The organism is Pseudomonas sediminis, assembly GCF_039555755.1.
GTDB classification, from domain to species: domain Bacteria; phylum Pseudomonadota; class Gammaproteobacteria; order Pseudomonadales; family Pseudomonadaceae; genus Aquipseudomonas; species Aquipseudomonas mendocina_D.
Map to the genome: position 1 here is coordinate 2,998,564 of NZ_CP154631.1, position 16,082 is coordinate 3,014,645.

At 63.1% G+C, this 16,082-nt stretch carries 12 protein-coding genes; 11 read left to right on the plus strand and 1 reads right to left on the minus strand.

Translation table 11 applies throughout. The annotated features are described in order from the left end of the window. The 7 genes from AAEQ75_RS14130 (at window position 1) to AAEQ75_RS14160 (ending at window position 10,106) form a co-directional block, all read left to right on the plus strand. Window positions 1-690 (plus strand): phospholipase D-like domain-containing protein, encoded by a 690-nt coding sequence (locus AAEQ75_RS14130; protein ID WP_143498450.1) that lies wholly within the window; start codon window positions 1-3, stop codon window positions 688-690. After that, complete coding sequence (locus AAEQ75_RS14135) at window positions 690-3,401, plus strand: DEAD/DEAH box helicase (RefSeq protein ID WP_343349359.1); 2,712 nt, start codon at window positions 690-692, stop codon at window positions 3,399-3,401. Before AAEQ75_RS14130 ends, AAEQ75_RS14135 begins: the two co-directional genes overlap by 1 nt. 228 nt (window positions 3,402-3,629) lie before the next feature. Further along, entirely contained in the window at window positions 3,630-5,069 is a 1,440-nt protein-coding gene (gene gtfA / locus AAEQ75_RS14140; protein WP_343349360.1) for a sucrose phosphorylase, read from the plus strand. A gap of 64 nt (window positions 5,070-5,133) precedes the next feature. Then, window positions 5,134-5,673, plus strand: coding sequence for a YaeQ family protein (locus AAEQ75_RS14145; protein ID WP_072425875.1), 540 nt, complete (start codon window positions 5,134-5,136; stop codon window positions 5,671-5,673). Window positions 5,674-5,760: 87 nt separating this feature from the next. After that, on the plus strand, window positions 5,761-7,470 hold the full coding sequence (gene recJ / locus AAEQ75_RS14150) for a single-stranded-DNA-specific exonuclease RecJ (RefSeq protein ID WP_343349361.1): 1,710 nt from the start codon (window positions 5,761-5,763) through the stop codon (window positions 7,468-7,470). Between the two features lie 166 nt (window positions 7,471-7,636). After that, window positions 7,637-8,362: a tellurite resistance TerB family protein gene (locus AAEQ75_RS14155; protein WP_143505890.1), complete on the plus strand. Its 726-nt coding sequence runs from the start codon at window positions 7,637-7,639 to the stop codon at window positions 8,360-8,362. Between the two features lie 91 nt (window positions 8,363-8,453). Then, complete coding sequence (locus AAEQ75_RS14160; protein WP_125836587.1) at window positions 8,454-10,106, plus strand: GMC family oxidoreductase; 1,653 nt, start codon at window positions 8,454-8,456, stop codon at window positions 10,104-10,106. On the opposite strand, the gene AAEQ75_RS14165 is transcribed toward AAEQ75_RS14160, so the two are convergent. Continuing rightward, on the minus strand, window positions 10,099-11,745 hold the full coding sequence (locus AAEQ75_RS14165) for a GGDEF domain-containing protein (protein ID WP_343349362.1): 1,647 nt from the start codon (window positions 11,743-11,745) through the stop codon (window positions 10,099-10,101). The two genes, AAEQ75_RS14160 and AAEQ75_RS14165, sit on opposite strands and share 8 nt — an antisense overlap. Before the next feature lie 163 nt (window positions 11,746-11,908). On the opposite strand from AAEQ75_RS14165, the gene prfB reads away from it, so the two are divergent. The 4 genes from prfB to AAEQ75_RS14185 all read left to right on the plus strand — a co-directional run bounded on the left by prfB (window position 11,909) and on the right by AAEQ75_RS14185 (window position 16,082). Continuing rightward, a protein-coding gene (prfB, locus tag AAEQ75_RS14170) for a peptide chain release factor 2 (RefSeq protein WP_099525772.1) occupies window positions 11,909-13,004 on the plus strand; the annotation gives its coding sequence in 2 pieces (ribosomal slippage) (window positions 11,909-11,980 and window positions 11,982-13,004; 1,095 coding nt in all). Between the two features lie 101 nt (window positions 13,005-13,105). After that, window positions 13,106-14,608, plus strand: coding sequence for a lysine--tRNA ligase (lysS, locus tag AAEQ75_RS14175; protein ID WP_125836589.1), 1,503 nt, complete (start codon window positions 13,106-13,108; stop codon window positions 14,606-14,608). A 165-nt stretch (window positions 14,609-14,773) separates the two neighbouring features. Continuing rightward, window positions 14,774-15,487: a TetR/AcrR family transcriptional regulator gene (locus AAEQ75_RS14180; RefSeq protein ID WP_099525770.1), complete on the plus strand. Its 714-nt coding sequence runs from the start codon at window positions 14,774-14,776 to the stop codon at window positions 15,485-15,487. Window positions 15,488-15,530: 43 nt separating this feature from the next. Continuing rightward, window positions 15,531-16,082, plus strand: coding sequence for a hypothetical protein (locus tag AAEQ75_RS14185; RefSeq protein WP_099525769.1), 552 nt, complete (start codon window positions 15,531-15,533; stop codon window positions 16,080-16,082).

Consider the following 16,082-nt stretch of genomic DNA (forward strand, 5'->3'; position numbering starts at 1 on the left):
ATGGATTTCAATCGCCTCGATCAGCAACTGCGTGACAGTTTGGCCGACCTGCGTCTGAGCAACGAGGAACGCGACGAGCTGCGCCAGCTGGGCAGCGAGCTCAGTAGTGATCAGGTGCGCTTCATGCGCAACCGCGCTTTCGCCCTGGCTCGCGAGTTGATGCGCGAGCCGGCCAACATCGAACCGGTGCTGAAGTGGCTGGAGCAGGTGATCAAGACCCTCGACAGCGTCGGTAGCGCGCCCCGCGTGGAGCATGCCAGCGCTCACTTCAGCCCGGGGGAGAGCTGCCGGCGCAAGATTCGCGAGCTGTGCCGCCAGGCACGCAGCAGCGTGGATATCTGCGTCTACACCATCTCCGACGATCAGCTCAGCGAGGAGGTGCTTGCCTGCCATCAACGCGGCATTGCCGTGCGGGTGATCACCGACAACGAAAAGCAGTTCGACGAGGGCAGCGATATCCAGTGGCTCCGCGACAAGGGCGTGCCGCTGCGCATCGATGCTGGGCCCTTCCACATGCATCACAAGTTCGCCCTGTTCGACGGGCGCCTGCTGCTCAACGGCAGCTTCAACTGGACGCGCAGCGCCACCACCAGCAACGAGGAAAACCTCCTGGTGATCGATCATCCGCAGCTGGTCGCGGCCTATGGCCGTGAGTTCGAAGCACTCTGGGCGCGCTACGCAGGCAACTGATGGATCACCCTCACGCCCGCCAACTGCTCGGCTTCTATCGCAGCTGCTACCTGGCCGATAGCCGCGACCTGGATCTGGACAACCTGAGCAAGCTGCCCGCCAATCGCTGGGCCTGGCTCGATGGGCGCGAGGAGCTGGCCAGCGGAGGCTTGCCGCTGCTGCCATTGGCGGCCGAGCTGGGCCGCAGCCTGGCCGAGGCGCAGGCGCTGTATCAACGCGAGCTGCAACTGGTCTACGGCGTGTTGCCGATCTGTGGCCGGCTGCAGCTGGATAGCGGTGGTTCACAGGCAATCTGCGGCCCGCTGTTCTATTACGAGGCGAGCCTGCAGCCGACGACGGATGGGCAGAGCCACTTGCTCGCCATCGACCCGCAGCAGGTGCATGGAAACTGGCGTCTGCTGCGCCGTCTGTTCGATGAAAGTGGCAACGCTAGCCTCGATGGACTGCCACTGCCGACAGGCGCACTGGATGCGGCCTCGCTGGGCCAGTTGCTCGCCTGGGTGGCGCGCAATACACAGGTGCGCGAGGTCAGCGAGGCCGCTGGTTTCCCGCAGTTGGTAAGCGATGAAGTGTTGGCCAAGGCCCTGCGGCGTCGCAGTTTGTCGCTGCAGGCCGGTGCCTTCGTCGCGCTGGTGCCGCGCGGCAGCGGTAGCCGTGGCATCGCCCATGAGTTGCAACTGCTGCAGGACGCCGAGCGACTGTCGCCGGCCTTGTTGCAACTGCTCGGCGAAACACCTCCTGTGCAGACGGCAGGCTCGACCAGCAGGCCGCAGCGCCTGCCGGCGCAGCTCAGCGCTGCCCAGTGCCAGGCGCTGGCCAATGTCGCGCGCCACCCGCTGAGCCAGATTTCCGGTCCGCCCGGTACCGGCAAGAGCTACAGCCTGGCGGCGCTGGCGCTGGATCGTTATCTGCAGGGTGAGAGCGTGCTGCTGGTCAGCCGTAGCGCCCAGGCTGTGCGCGTCATCGCGCACAAGTTGCGGGAGGATTTCGGCTTGCGCGACGGCGTGCTCGAAGGCGATGGGCAGAGCCTGCGCCAGGCCTTGCGCGAGCGCCTGGAGCGGTTACTGCAGGGTGAGTTCGAGTGGGTGTCGGAGCAGGTCGAAGAGCGTCAGCGCAGCGAGCTGGAAGTGCTGACCGAGGCCGAGCGGCGCCTGTCGGCAGATTTCCGTAAGCGTTGCGAGCAGGCCGTGCGCTGGAGCCGCCTGTTGCTGCGTGCCGAACGCGGCAGCCTGGCTTTCTGGCAGCGCTGGTTGCAGGTGCCCTGGGTGCGCAAACGTATCGGCAGCAGTGTGCGCCCCTGGGCATTGCTGGATGAGTTGCGCGATTGCCAGCAGCGCCGCCAGCTGCTCAGTCGTGAGCACCTCAATAGTCATCGCGCCCTGAATGTCAAGCGTCTGCTGGTCAGCGACCGCGCGCTGTTCGTGCGCTACAACCAGGCCATCCGTGCGCGCAATTCGCAACGTCAGCTGGCGCTGTTCGAAGGTATCGATCCGGCGCGTCTACTGGCCGCTTTTCCGATCTGGGTGGTGACCCTGGACGAGCTGCACCGCCTGTTGCCGCTGCGTCCGGAGCTGTTCGACGTGATGGTGATGGACGAGGCGACCCAATGCGACATCGCTTCGGCGCTACCGGCTTTCCAGCGCTGCAAGCGCGCCGTGGTCACCGGCGATGCGCGTCAGTTGCGGCATATTTCCTTTCTTTCCTGTGTGCGTGAAACGCAGCTGCTGCAGCGCGCCGGCCTGCAAGCCGAAGAGCGCGAGGCCTGGAGCTACCGCGACAACAGCGTGCTGGATCTGGTCGGCTTGCAGCTGGGCAGCCAGGAGGCGGTGGTGTTTCTCGACGAACACTTTCGTAGCCGTCCGGCGCTGATCCGCTTCAGCAACGAGCTGTTCTACGACCAGCGCTTGCGCGTGATGAAAGAACGGCCCGGCCTTGATGCCTGCGACAGCCTGCAGCTGCTGCGTATTGACGGCCAGCGCGGGCGCAACGGTGTCAATGAGGCTGAGGTCGAGCGGGTGCTGGAGCTGATCACCGCGCACCTGGCCGAGTACCAGAGCAGCCCGCTCAAACCCAGCATCGGCGTACTGTCGCCGTTTCGCGATCAGGTCGAGCGCATCCGCTTGCGCATCGGCGAAACGCTGCCGCTGGAGCAACTGCGCGAGTTCCGTCTGCTGGTGGATACGCCATATGGCTTCCAGGGCGAGGAGCGCGACCTGATGATCCTCAGCTTCGCCATCGACCGCGAATCGAGCCAGGCGGCCAACTACCTGAACCGTGCCGACCTGTTCAACGTCGCCATCACCCGCGCCCGCGAGCGCCAGGTGCTGCTGTTCAGTGGTGACGAGCGGCAGCTGTCCGCCACGCATCTGCTGCGCCGCTACCTGGAATTCCTGCAGAAACCTGGTGTCAGTTGGCAGGCGGGAGCCGTGGAGGACACCCGCCAGAACTTGTGTCAGGCGCTCGAAGGGCAGGGCGTCAGCGTGTGGAGCCACTACCCGCTGGCAGGACAGGTGCTGGACCTGTTCTGTCGACGCGGCGACAAGTGCCTGGCCATTGACCTGATCGGCTTTCCGGGGGAGGGCGAAGGCTTTCTTGAACTGGAGCGCTACCTGGTGCTGGCGCGCGCTGGTCTGGAGACCTTGCCACTGAGCTATGGTCTATGGCACGAGGCGCCGGAGCAGGCAGTGCAGGCGGTACTGGCACGGCTTTGACGCTTCATTCGCCGGGCGCGGCGATCGTGGCCTAGGCCTTAGAGCCTGTTTACGATCTCGCGAGCTAGAGCGATACAAGGCAAAAACAAGCGAGGAAGCGCAGTTTACGAGTGGTAAATGAGCATTCCGACCGGGCTGGCGCTCCAGCTTGTTTTTAACGCAGTAGCGCCGACGCGCAGCAGATCGTAAACAGGTTCTTAGCAGACCATCAAATGTACCGGGGGGCTCATGGCGCTGCGCAACGCTATTCAACTGATCACCTATCCCGACCGCCTGGGGCGCAACCTGGGGGAACTCTACCAATTTCTGGATCGGCATCTGGGCGATGCGCTGGGCGGCGTACATATCCTGCCGCTGTATCCGTCCAATGCCGATGGTGGGTTCTCGCCGCTCACGCACATGGAGGTGGACCCGCGCTATGGCGACTGGGCGGATGTCGAGCGCATCTCTGCCCGCTTCGACCTGTGCGTCGACCTGGTGATCAGCCACATCGCGGACGAGTCGCCGGAATTTCTCGATTTCGTTGCACATGGCCAGGACTCGCCCTACGCGGATCTCTTCGTTCAGGTAGACAGCTTCGGCGAAATCACTCATGACGACCTGGCCAAGATCCATATTCGCCGGGAGAAGGAGCCGTTCCGCGAGGTGCGGCTGGCCAACGGCGAGACCTGTCGGGTCTGGTGCACCTTCACCGAACGGCAGATCGACCTCAATTACGACTCGCCGAAAACCTACCAGTTGATGGAGCAGTACATGGCCTTCCTCGCTGCGCGCGGGGTCAAGCTGTTTCGCCTGGATGCCTTCGGCTACACCACCAAGCGTATCGGCACCACCTGCTTTCTGGTGGAGCCGAACGTGTATCGCATCCTTGAGTGGTTCCGCGAGACCGGGGCCAAGTACGAGGCCGAGATGCTGCCGGAGGTGCATGACCACATCAGCTACCAGTACGCCATCTCCCGGCGGCAGATGCGTCCCTACGGCTTCGCTCTGCCGCCGTTGGTCTTGCACGCGTTGCTCAGTGGCAGCAGCCGCTATCTGAAGAACTGGTTGCGCATGTGCCCGCGTAATCAGATCACCGTGCTCGATACCCATGACGGCATCTGCATCCCGGATGTCGAAGGCATGCTGCCCGAGGCGCAGATCCAGTACCTGATCGATGAGGTTTCGATGCGCAGTGCCGACCCGATCATGCGTCGCTCGGCGGTGAACGTGCACAGCGTCGGGGCCATCTATCAGCTCACCTGCACCTTCTACGAAGCATTGATGCGTAACGACGAGGCCTATATCGCCGCGCGTGCCATACAGTTCTTCGTGCCTGGTATCCCGCAGGTTTACTACGTTGGTCTGTTGGCAGGCTGCAACGACTTCGACCTGCTCGAACAGACCGGCGAGGCGCGCGACGTCAATCGTCACTACTACAGCCTTGAAGAGGCCGAGCAGGCCTTGCAGCAACCTCTGGTGCAGCGTCTGCTGGCGCTGATGCGCTTCCGTTGTCAGCATCCGGCTTTCGAGGGGCGTTTCGAGCAAAACTATTCGGCTGACGACCAACTGCTGCTGGCCTGGCGGCATGGCGAGCATTACTGCCGTTTGCACCTCGACCTCAGCAGTCTGCAGGCGACTATCGAATACACCGACGCACAGCAGGGTATCTGCCGTATGACCTGTTGAAGGTCGGCGTGGGCCATGCATTCGCGTTAGACTTGCGCTCTTTCGACCAGCCAAGAAGCCCGCCATGGCCCTGCCATCGACCACCTACAAGATCGAACTGAACCTCACCGATATGGATCGCAGCGTTTATGAAAACCTGCGTTTCACCGTCGCTCGCCACCCGTCCGAGACCGAAGAGCGCCTGGCCGCGCGGCTGATCGCCTATGCGCTGTTCTACCACGAGCAACTGGCGTTCGGTCGCGGCCTGTCGGACGTCGACGAACCTGCGTTGTGGGAGAAGAGCCTGGACGACCGCGTGCTGCATTGGATCGAAGTCGGCCAGCCGGACAGCGAGCGCATCACCTGGTGCTCGCGGCGCACCGAGAAGTTCAGCCTGGTGGCCTACGGCAACCTGCGTGTGTGGCAGGGCAAATGCCTCGACCCGGTGCGCAGCCTGAAGAACATCAACGTGGTCGCTCTCGGCCAGGAGGCGCTGGCCGACCTGGCGCTGGACATGCCGCGTTCGCTGAACTGGAGCGTGATGATCAGCGATGGTGAGTTGTTCGTCACCGACGAGCGCGGTCAGCACGAGATTCCCATTGAGTGGCTCGCTGGCGAGCGTTGAATCCACGAAATCTGATGCTGTAGGGCGGGTGTAACCCGCCAGATCACCTGTGGCGGGTTGCACCCGCCCTACAAGAAAAGACCCAAGATGCGTATCGAAGCCCGTCCCTTACCCGCACAACTGCCTGACCTGGGCAATCTGCCGCCTTTGCTGACCCGTCTCTACGCCGCCCGCGGTGTGCAGTCTGCCGAGGAGCTGGACAAGGGGCTGGCGCGGCTGATCCCGTACCGGCAGCTCAAGGGCATCGACGCCGCGGTCGAACTGCTGGTGCAGGCGCTTGAGCAGCGTCAGCGCATTCTTATCGTCGGTGACTTCGATGCCGATGGTGCCACTGCCAGCTCGGTCGGTGTACTCGGCCTGCGCCTGCTCGGCGCGGCGCATGTGGATTACCTGGTGCCGAATCGTTTCGAGTATGGCTACGGCCTGACCCCGGAGATCGTCGCCGTGGCGCTTGAGCGCCAGCCCGACTTGTTGCTCACCGTCGACAACGGCATCTCCAGCGTCGACGGTGTGGCGGCCGCCAAGGCCGCAGGGCTCAAGGTGCTGGTCACCGACCACCACCTGCCTGGGCCGGAGCTGCCGGCGGCCGATGCCATCGTCAACCCCAATCAGCCGGGTTGCGAGTTTCCGAGCAAGGCCATGGCTGGTGTCGGCGTGATGTTCTATGTGCTGTTGGCGCTGCGCGCGCGGCTGCGCGAGATCGGCTGGTTTGCCAGCCGGCAGGAGCCGAATCTGGGCGAGCTGCTCGACTTGGTGGCGCTGGGCAGTGTCGCCGACGTGGTACCGCTGGATGCCAACAACCGCATCCTGGTGCACCAGGGCCTGGCGCGCATTCGTGCCGGCCGGGCAAGGCCGGGCCTGCGGGCGATTCTCGAAGTAGCCGGGCGCGATCATCGGCGTATCACCTCCACTGATCTCGGTTTCATCCTTGGCCCTCGGCTGAATGCGGCCGGGCGCCTGGATGACATGAGCCTCGGTATCGAATGCCTGCTCTGCGACGATGAGGCGCTGGCCCGCGATATGGCGGTGCAGCTCGACCAGCTCAACCAGGATCGCAAGGCCATCGAGCAGGGCATGCAGCGCGAGGCGCTGGCCCAGCTCAAGGACCTGTCACTGGACGACATGCCATTCGGCTTGTGCCTGTTCGAGCCGGACTGGCACCAGGGCGTGATCGGCATCCTCGCTTCGCGCCTGAAAGAGCGCTATCACCGTCCGGCCATCGCCTTCGCCGATGCTGGCGAGGGCATGCTCAAGGGCTCGGCACGTTCGGTGCCGGGGCTGCATATCCGCGATGCGCTGGACGCCGTGGCGGCGCGTCATCCGGGGCTGATCAGCAAGTTCGGCGGGCATGCCATGGCTGCCGGGATGTCGCTGCCGCAGGAGAATTTCGGCGCGTTCGCCGTCGCCTTCGACGCCGAGGTACGGCGCCAGTTGTGCGAGGACGACCTGACTGGCCGCCTGCTCTCCGACGGCCAGCTAGATGCCACCGAATTCCATCTGGAGCTGGCCCGCGCTCTGCGCAACGCCGGGCCCTGGGGGCAGCACTTTCCCGAACCGCTGTTCCATGGCGTGTTTCAGATCGTCAATCAGCGCATCGTCGGTGAGCGTCACCTGAAGCTGGTACTCAAGACCGAGTGCGGCAGCGTGCAGCTCGACGGCATCGCCTTCAACATCGATCGCGAGGTCTGGCCCAATCCGACGCTGCGCTGGGCCGAAGTGGCGTACAAACTCGACCTCAACGAGTTTCGTGGCAATGAAACCGTGCAACTGATGGTGGCGCATATCGCCCCGCGCTGAGCGCGGCGGTTATGAAATTCGGCGTTACCAATATGCCCGGCTGGTTGGGGCGAACTCTGCTAGAAATTCACGTCCGTTCAACCGCTGTCGGTTGAAGAACATACGGGATTTCCCGGCGCTTTCCGGGGTCGGATGTTCCGGTGTCTACTTTTCAGGAGAGTTCGTGATGAACACCAGCAATCTGCTCGACCAACTGCTCAAGGCCGGCCAGCAGGCCATGCAAAAACCTGCGGCGAAGAGCCCTCAGGGGCAGCAGGCAGGCGGTCTAGGCGGTCTGCTCTCTGGCGGAGGCCTGGGCAGTCTGCTCTCGGGCGCCGGTGGCGGCGCGTTGGCGGCCGGTGCGGTCGGCCTGCTGTTGGGCAGCAAGAAGGCGCGCAAGATGGGCGGTAAGGCGCTGACCTATGGTGGCCTGGCTGCGCTCGGCGTGATGGCGTACAAGGCCTACGGCAACTGGCAGGCGCAGCAGGCTCAGCAGGGTGGGGCGCAGCCGGTCGAGCCGCAAACCCTGGATCGTTTGCCGGCGCCGCAAGTCGAGCAGCACAGCCGCGCCATTCTCAAGGCGCTGGTGGCGGCGGCCAAGGCTGATGGTCATGTCGACGAGCGTGAGCGTCAGTTGATCGAAGAGGAGTTGGGCAAGCTCGCGCAGGACGGCGAACTGCAGACCTGGCTGCACACCGAACTGAACAAGCCGCTGGACCCTGCCGATGTGGCGCGCGCCGCAGCGACCCCGGAAATGGCCGCCGAAATGTACCTGGCCAGCGTGCTGATGGTCGACGAAGAGCACTTCATGGAGCGCGCTTACCTTGAAGAGCTGGCGCGTCAACTACAGCTGGCACCTGCACTGAAGAGCGAGCTGGAAGCTCAGGTGCGTATCGAGGCGCAGCGCGTCTGACGCGCCGCCTCAGACCAAAAGATCATTCATTCTCGCACCCGGCTTGTTTTAGGCTGTTGGCCAATGACAAGAACGACACGCGAGGATGCTTATGTCGCAAGCGCCACTGGATGCCTATGACTATCTGATCGTCGGCGCCGGCCCGGCCGGCTGCCTGCTGGCCAATCGGCTTTCCGCCGACCCTGGCGTCAGCGTGTTGCTGATCGAGGCGGGTGGGCGCGACAACTATCCCTGGATTCATATCCCGGTCGGCTACCTCTACTGCATCGGTAATCCACGCACTGACTGGTGCTACAACACCGAGGCCGATCCCGGCCTGCATGGCCGCTCGCTGAAATACCCGCGTGGTCGTGTGCTCGGCGGCAGCTCCTCGATCAACGGCATGATCTACATGCGCGGCCAGGCTGCCGACTACGATGGCTGGGCCGCCGCGGGCAATCCGGGTTGGGCCTGGCGTGATGTGTTGCCGTTGTTCAAACGCTCGGAGAATCATTTTTCCGGCACCGGCGAACTGCACGGTGGCGACGGCGAGTGGCGGGTCGAGCGTCAGCGCCTGTCCTGGGAAATTCTCGAAGCCTTCCGTGGCGCCGCGGCGCAAAGTGGCATTGCCAGCGTCGAAGATTTCAACGCTGGAGACAACGAAGGCTGCAGTTACTTTCAGGTCAACCAGAAACGTGGCGTGCGCTGGAATGCCTCCAAGGCGTTTCTGCGAGATATCCGCCAGCGCCCTAATCTGCAGGTACTGACTGGCGCCGAGGCCGAGCGTCTGGAACTGGAGGACGGGCGCGCCAGTGCGCTGCACCTGCGTTGTCAGGGCCGTGCGCTGCGCGTTACGGCGCGCCGCGAGATCATCCTGTGTGCCGGTGCCATTGGCTCGCCGGCCTTGCTGCAGCGCTCCGGTATCGGCCCACGGCCGCTGCTGGAAAAGCTGGGCATCGGCGTCAGGCACGAGCTGCCAGGTGTTGGCAGCAACCTGCAGGATCACCTGCAGTTGCGCTTGATCTATCAGGTAGAGGGCGTGAAGACGCTCAATCGTATCGCGGCCACGCCCTGGGGCAAGCTGGGCATGGGCCTGGAATACCTGCTCAAGCGCAGCGGGCCGCTGTCGATGGCGCCCAGCCAGCTTGGCGCCTTCGCCAAGTCCGACCCCGGGCAGGCGCGCGCCAACCTGCAGTATCACGTTCAACCCTTGTCACTGGAGCGCTTTGGCGAGCCCTTGCACGACTTCCCGGCGTTCACCGCCTCGGTGTGCAACCTGCGCCCGCACAGCCGTGGTAGCGTCGAAATCGCCTCGGTCGATGCCAGCGTCGCCCCGCTGATTCGCCCCAACTACCTCAGTGACGAGCGGGATTTGCGTGTGGCCGCCGACGCCATTCGCCTGACCCGGCGTATCGTCGCTGCACCGGCATTGGCCGGTTACCGACCTCAGGAGTACAAGCCCGGCCCGGACTATCGCAGCGAGGAGGATCTGCAGCGTGCGGCAGGCGAGATCGGCACCACCATCTTCCACCCGGTGGGTACCTGTGCGATGGGGCAGGGGCGTGAGGCCGTGGTCGATGCCCGCTTGCGCGTGCATGGCATCGCCGGTTTGCGCGTGGTCGATGCGTCGATCATGCCGAGCATCACCTCGGGCAACACCTGCTCGCCGGTATTGATGATCGCCGAGAAGGCAGCGCTGATGATCACTGAGGACGCGCAGCCGCAACGACAGGCGACCCGGGTAACCGAGCCCGCGCTCAGCTGAGGCTGGTTTCCTGGCTGCTGTGGAATATCGCGCGGTTACGCCCACCGTGTTTGGCTTTGTACAGCGCCTCGTCAGCCAGTTGCAGGACGACGCTGAGCTCGATGTGGTCCTCAGGCCAGAGTGCTCCGCCGACGCTGCAGCCGATGCGCACCTCGCCGACTTCCAGCAGTACCGGCTGGCCGAGTGCGGTGATCACGCGCTCGGCCACCTGGTGGGCGTGATGCTGTGCATCCTGTCCCGGCACTTGCAGCACCATGAGAAACTCGTCGCCGCCCAGGCGCGAGACCATGTCGCCGTCACGCAGGCAGCCGCGCAGACGTTGGGCTACCTCCCGTAGCAGATGATCCCCTGCTGCATGGCCATGGGTGTCATTGACTGGTTTGAAACCATCGAGGTCGAGATAGAGCAGGGCCAGGCAGCCATGCTGCAGGCGGCTGCGTTGTTGGGCCTGAGGCAGAAATTTCTCCAGCGCCATGCGGTTGGGCAGGCCGGTCAGCGCGTCGTGGTAAGCGAGGCTTTCCATCATGCCCAGCGCGGTCTGCTGCAGGGTCAGGCTTTCCACCAGATGACGGATGGACTGACTCAGCTGATGAATTTCACGGCTACCCCGCAGCTCTGGGATTTCGGTGATTTCACCCGCGCTGAGACGGTCTGCTGCGTTAGCGATGTCGCGCAGTGGCCGGGTGAAGTAGCTGCTGACCAGCCAGCCGATCACCGCGAATACCAGTGCCAGGCCGCTGCCCCAAAGCAAGATGCTTTGCAGCAGGTTCTGCGCTGGGGCATCGGCGACCTCGAGCGATTGCCGCGCCACCACTGTCCAGCCCAGCCCTGGGTAGTCCTGATGGCCCTGGCTCAGCGTCAGGCCGGTGAGGTAGTCGTTACCGTCCGGCCACTGCTGCACTTGCCAGCGACTTTGTCCAGGTTTCAGCCCTTCCAGTGCCGGTAACTCCAGTTTCTGACCGATCATTTCCTGCGGGCCAAGCAGGATGCCGCGATCCTGACCAATGACGAAGAATTCGACCATATGCCGATCCTGGCTCGGGCCGAGAATCGACTCGCGTACCTCGTCGGCCCAGGCCCAGGACAGGTGGCTGGCCAAAACGCCGGCCAGGCTGCCGTCGCTGGCGAAGATCGGCAGGCTGATGTCGACGAATTTCATCGCCTCGCCGCTTGGGTTGGGCAGCAGCTTGGCCAGCAGTACCGCTTCATGCACGTCACCGATGAACAGTCCGTTGCGCCCCTCCAGATAGACCGGCCTCTGCGCAATGCTGACGCTCTCCAATATGCCGTTGCTGGAGGCCAGCACCAGGCCGTGCGGGTCGGTGAAGCCGATCCAGGCGATGCTGGGGATTTCCTTCTGCAGGCTGTCGAGCAGGCGCTGCACCTCGGCGATGTCATCAGGCTGACGCAACGCCTGCAGATTGCCGAGCACCTTCAGCACCGCGGCGCGCGAGGCCATGTCGCGATCCAGGCGATCAACCATTGCGTAGGACACCTCGGCCATGTCACGGCCCACGTCCTCGCGAATCTGCTGGCTGGTGTACTGGCCGATCAGTGTGCCCAGAAGCCAGCTGAGGGCGCAGACCAGAAGGGCAACGAAGAGGGCGATATGGCTACGCATGCTTTGCGCTGGGGGCATGTTTTGATTCCCGGGTAGGCCACTGCAATCGGCTGTGTGACCAGTATAGTGCGCCGTTGATCCATTGAGCTGTGATCACCTGCCGATAGTGGGCTGCCAGCCTGGGCTGGCTCGGGTATAATCGCCGGCTTTTCCGTCCGATTTGCCGCGAGCGCCGACTACCATGGAAATCAATCCGATCCTCAACGCCATCAAGGACCTGTCCGAGCGAACCCAGTCAATTCGGGGGTATCTTTGACTACGATCACAAGCATGATCGTCTGGTCGAAGTAAACCGCGAACTGGAAGACGCCAGCGTCTGGAACAAGCCCGAGTACGCGCAAGCGCTGGGCCGTGAGCGCGCCATGCTGGCGCAGATCGTCGAAACCATCGACGACCTCACCGGCAGCCTGGTCGATTCCAAGGACCTGCTGGAAATGGCTGCCGAAGAAAACGACGAAGGCGCGGTGAGCGATATCGTCGCCGAAGTAGACCGCCTGCGCGAAATCCTCGAGAAGCTGGAATTCCGCCGCATGTTCAGTGGCGAGATGGACCCAAACAACTGCTATCTGGACATCCAGGCCGGTTCCGGCGGCACCGAGGCGCAGGACTGGGCCAACATCCTGCTGCGCATGTACCTGCGCTGGGCCGACAAGCGTGGCTTCGACGCCACCATCATCGAGCTGTCCGAGGGCGAGGTCGCCGGCATCAAGGGCGCCACCGTGCATATCAAGGGCGAGTACGCCTTCGGTTGGCTGCGCACCGAGATCGGCGTGCACCGTCTGGTACGCAAGAGCCCGTTCGACTCCGGCGCCCGTCGTCACACCTCGTTCTCGGCGGTGTTCGTGTCCCCTGAGATCGACGACAAGGTCGAGATCGACATCAACCCGTCCGACCTGCGTATCGACACCTACCGCTCCTCCGGCGCCGGTGGTCAGCACGTCAACACCACCGATTCGGCGGTACGTATTACCCACGTGCCGACCAATACCGTGGTGGCCTGCCAGAACGAACGTTCCCAGCACGCCAACAAGGACACCGCCATGAAGATGCTGCGGGCCAAGTTGTACGAGCTGGAGATGCAGAAGCGCAACGCCGCCTCGCAGGCGCTGGAAGACAGCAAGTCCGATATCGGTTGGGGTCATCAGATCCGCTCCTACGTGCTCGATGACTCGCGCATCAAGGATCTGCGTACCGGCATCGAGCGTAGCGACTGCCAGAAGGTTCTGGATGGCGATCTCGACCAGTATCTAGAGGCCAGCCTCAAGCAGGGCCTTTAACCGCAACCCTGTAGGAGCCAGCGTGCTGGCGATGCTCTTCGCGGCCAGCTGGCTCCTACCAAACCTCATTTGCATATACACGCCAGGCAGATAAAACGACCATGAGCGACCAACAACTCGACCAGAACGAACTGCAACAGGAAGAAAACAAGCTGATTGCGCTGCGCAAGGAAAAGCTTGCTGCCATCCGTGAGCAGGGCAACGCCTTCCCCAACGACTTCCGCCGCGACAACTACTGCGCCGACCTGCAGAAACAGTACGTCGACAAGACCAAGGAAGAACTGGAAGCCGCTGCCATTCCGGTCAAGGTTGCCGGGCGCATCATGCTCAACCGCGGCGCTTTCATGGTCATTCAGGACATGACTGGCCGTATCCAAGTCTACGTCAACCGCAAGACCTTGCCGGAAGAAACCCTGGCAGCGGTCAAGACCTGGGACATGGGCGACATCATCGCCGCCGAAGGTACCCTGGCCCGTTCTGGCAAGGGCGACCTGTACGTCGAGATGACCAGCGTACGTCTGCTGACCAAATCGCTGCGTCCGCTGCCGGACAAGCATCACGGCCTGACCGATACCGAACAGCGCTATCGCCAGCGCTACGTCGACCTGATCGTCAACGAAGAAGTGCGTGACACCTTCCGGGTGCGTTCGCAGGTCATCGCTCATATCCGCAAGTTCCTTGCCGAGCGTGACTTCCTCGAGGTGGAAACACCGATGCTGCAGACCATCCCTGGCGGTGCCGCAGCCAAACCGTTCGAGACCCACCACAACGCGCTGGACATGGCCATGTTCCTGCGCATCGCGCCGGAGCTGTACCTCAAGCGCCTTGTGGTCGGTGGTTTTGAAAAGGTCTTCGAGATCAACCGCAACTTCCGTAACGAAGGCGTCTCGACCCGGCACAACCCCGAGTTCACCATGCTCGAGTTCTACCAGGCCTACGCCGACTACGAAGACAACATGGACCTGACCGAGGAGCTGTTCCGCGAGCTGGCTCAGGCTGTTCTCGGTAGCACCGACGTGCCATACGGCGACAAGGTGTTCCACTTCGGCGAGCCGTTCGCGCGCCTGTCGGTGTTCGATTCGATCCTCAAGTACAACCCCGAGCTGACCGCTGCCGACCTGCAGGATGTCGACAAGGCCCGCGCCATCGCCAAGAAGGCTGGCGCCAAAGTGCTTGGCCATGAAGGCCTGGGCAAGCTGCAGGTGATGATTTTCGAAGAGCTGGTGGAGAGCAAGCTGGAGCAGCCGCACTTCATTACCGAGTATCCGTTCGAGGTATCGCCGCTGGCCCGCCGCAACGACCAGAACCCCAACGTCACCGACCGCTTCGAGCTGTTCATCGGTGGCCGCGAGATCGCCAACGCCTACTCCGAGCTCAATGACGCCGAAGACCAGACCGAACGCTTCCTGGCCCAAGTGGCCGAAAAAGACGCCGGTGACGACGAAGCCATGCACTACGACGCCGACTTCGTCCGCGCTCTGGAGTACGGCATGCCGCCTACCGCCGGTGAGGGCATCGGCATCGACCGCCTGGTGATGTTGCTGACCAACTCGCCGTCGATCCGCGACGTCATCCTGTTCCCGCACATGCGCCCGCAGGCTTGATGCCAGACAGAAAGCCGCCTTCGGGCGGCTTTTTGCTATTTGTCGTTATGCATTTCGCGGCGATTTCGCTGGGTGCCTGGCCTGGAAGCGAAACGGAGCCTTTTGCTTGCATGTCCAAGCCATTACTCTCCCTGTCATAACTAGAACGTAGAGGGTCGACCCACCGTGAGCTCCGTGTCTGCGCCCCCCAATGCCACACAGGCAGCCAACGCTGTCGCCGAAAGTGTCCAGTATCAGGGCCGCAAGGCCAGTCGCCAGGGCAGTGAGCAGCGCCGCCAGGCGATTCTCGATGCCGCCATGCGCATCATCGTGCGCGATGGCGTGCGCGCCGTGCGTCACCGCGCGGTGGCGGCCGAAGCGCAGGTACCTCTGTCGGCCACGACCTACTATTTCAAGGATATCGATGATCTGATCACCGATACCTTCGCCCAGTTCGTCGAGCGCAGCGCCGCGCAGATGGCGGCGTTCTGGAGCGGTACTCAGGGTGCGCTGGAGGCGATGGTCGGGCGTCTGGATGGCAGCGAGCAGGCACGCAGGCAACTGGCCGATGAGATCGCCGGGCTGGCGGTGCAGTACGTGCAGCGCCAGTTGTGTGAGCGTCGTGATCACCTGATCGCCGAGCAGGCGTTTCAGCAGGAAGCCTTGCTCAATCCACGACTGCGCGAGCTGGTGCGAGCTCACCGGCAGATCCTGCAGCAGGGTGTCACCCACTTTTTCGAAGTGCTGGGTTCGCGCCAGCCCGAACAGGATGCCGTGCTGTTGACGGCCGCCATCGTGCGGATGGAGTATCAGGGCCTGCTAGACGGCATAGAGCACTTGGACAGCCAAGGAATGCTGGCCATCCTTAAGCGTTACATGAATCTGGTTCTGGGGTTGTAAACCGTCGATCATCGGGTCGAACGGTCTTCACAAGGAGAGCGTAATGAAAGCCTGGCGCGCATTGGTCGCCCTGTCCTTCCTGCTGTTGAGTGGCTGCCTGGTCACCTTCAAGGACCCGATTCCGGCCAACGAGGCTGCGCCCATACCGCTGCTGGGCGTATGGACCCGGCAGGACGAGTGGGGCGATCAGTTGTTTCTGGAGATCACCCGTGCCGGCTCCAATCTCTACCTGGCGCGCATTTACGAAGGTAGCGCGGACAACCTCGGCAGCCTCGAGGAGTTCGGCTTCACCGTCGCTCACCATGGTCGCCGCTGGTACCTCTCCGCGGGCTTGCCGAAGAGCCTGGGCGCCAACTTCGCCATCGCCGGTTTCGAGTTGACCAAGGACAACGAACTGGTGCTGTACAACCTCGACACCGACCGCATTCTTCAGGATATGGAAAAGGGCCTGCTGCAAGGGCAGACCGTTTCCATGCCCGAAGCTGATGGTGCATTGATCACCAGCCCGCTGGACAAGGTGTTTGCCTATCTCGACGACCCGGCCAATGCCGACCTGTTCGTCGAGGTGGCGCGTTATCAGCGAGCCGCCGAGTAG

Excerpts from the sequence above, each read along its gene's own strand:
- AAEQ75_RS14135 (WP_343349359.1), top strand. The coding sequence starts at position 690 with ATGGATCACCCTCACGCCCGCCAACTGCTCGGCTTCTATCGCAGCTGC.
- AAEQ75_RS14185 (WP_099525769.1), top strand. The coding sequence starts at position 15,531 with ATGAAAGCCTGGCGCGCATTGGTCGCCCTGTCCTTCCTGCTGTTGAGT.
- AAEQ75_RS14160 (WP_125836587.1), top strand. The coding sequence starts at position 8,454 with ATGTCGCAAGCGCCACTGGATGCCTATGACTATCTGATCGTCGGCGCC.
- AAEQ75_RS14130 (WP_143498450.1), top strand. The coding sequence starts at position 1 with ATGGATTTCAATCGCCTCGATCAGCAACTGCGTGACAGTTTGGCCGAC.
- lysS (WP_125836589.1), top strand. The coding sequence starts at position 13,106 with ATGAGCGACCAACAACTCGACCAGAACGAACTGCAACAGGAAGAAAAC.
- gtfA (WP_343349360.1), top strand. The coding sequence starts at position 3,630 with ATGGCGCTGCGCAACGCTATTCAACTGATCACCTATCCCGACCGCCTG.
- AAEQ75_RS14145 (WP_072425875.1), top strand. The coding sequence starts at position 5,134 with ATGGCCCTGCCATCGACCACCTACAAGATCGAACTGAACCTCACCGAT.
- recJ (WP_343349361.1), top strand. The coding sequence starts at position 5,761 with ATGCGTATCGAAGCCCGTCCCTTACCCGCACAACTGCCTGACCTGGGC.
- AAEQ75_RS14155 (WP_143505890.1), top strand. The coding sequence starts at position 7,637 with ATGAACACCAGCAATCTGCTCGACCAACTGCTCAAGGCCGGCCAGCAG.
- AAEQ75_RS14165 (WP_343349362.1), bottom strand. The coding sequence starts at position 11,745 with ATGCCCCCAGCGCAAAGCATGCGTAGCCATATCGCCCTCTTCGTTGCC.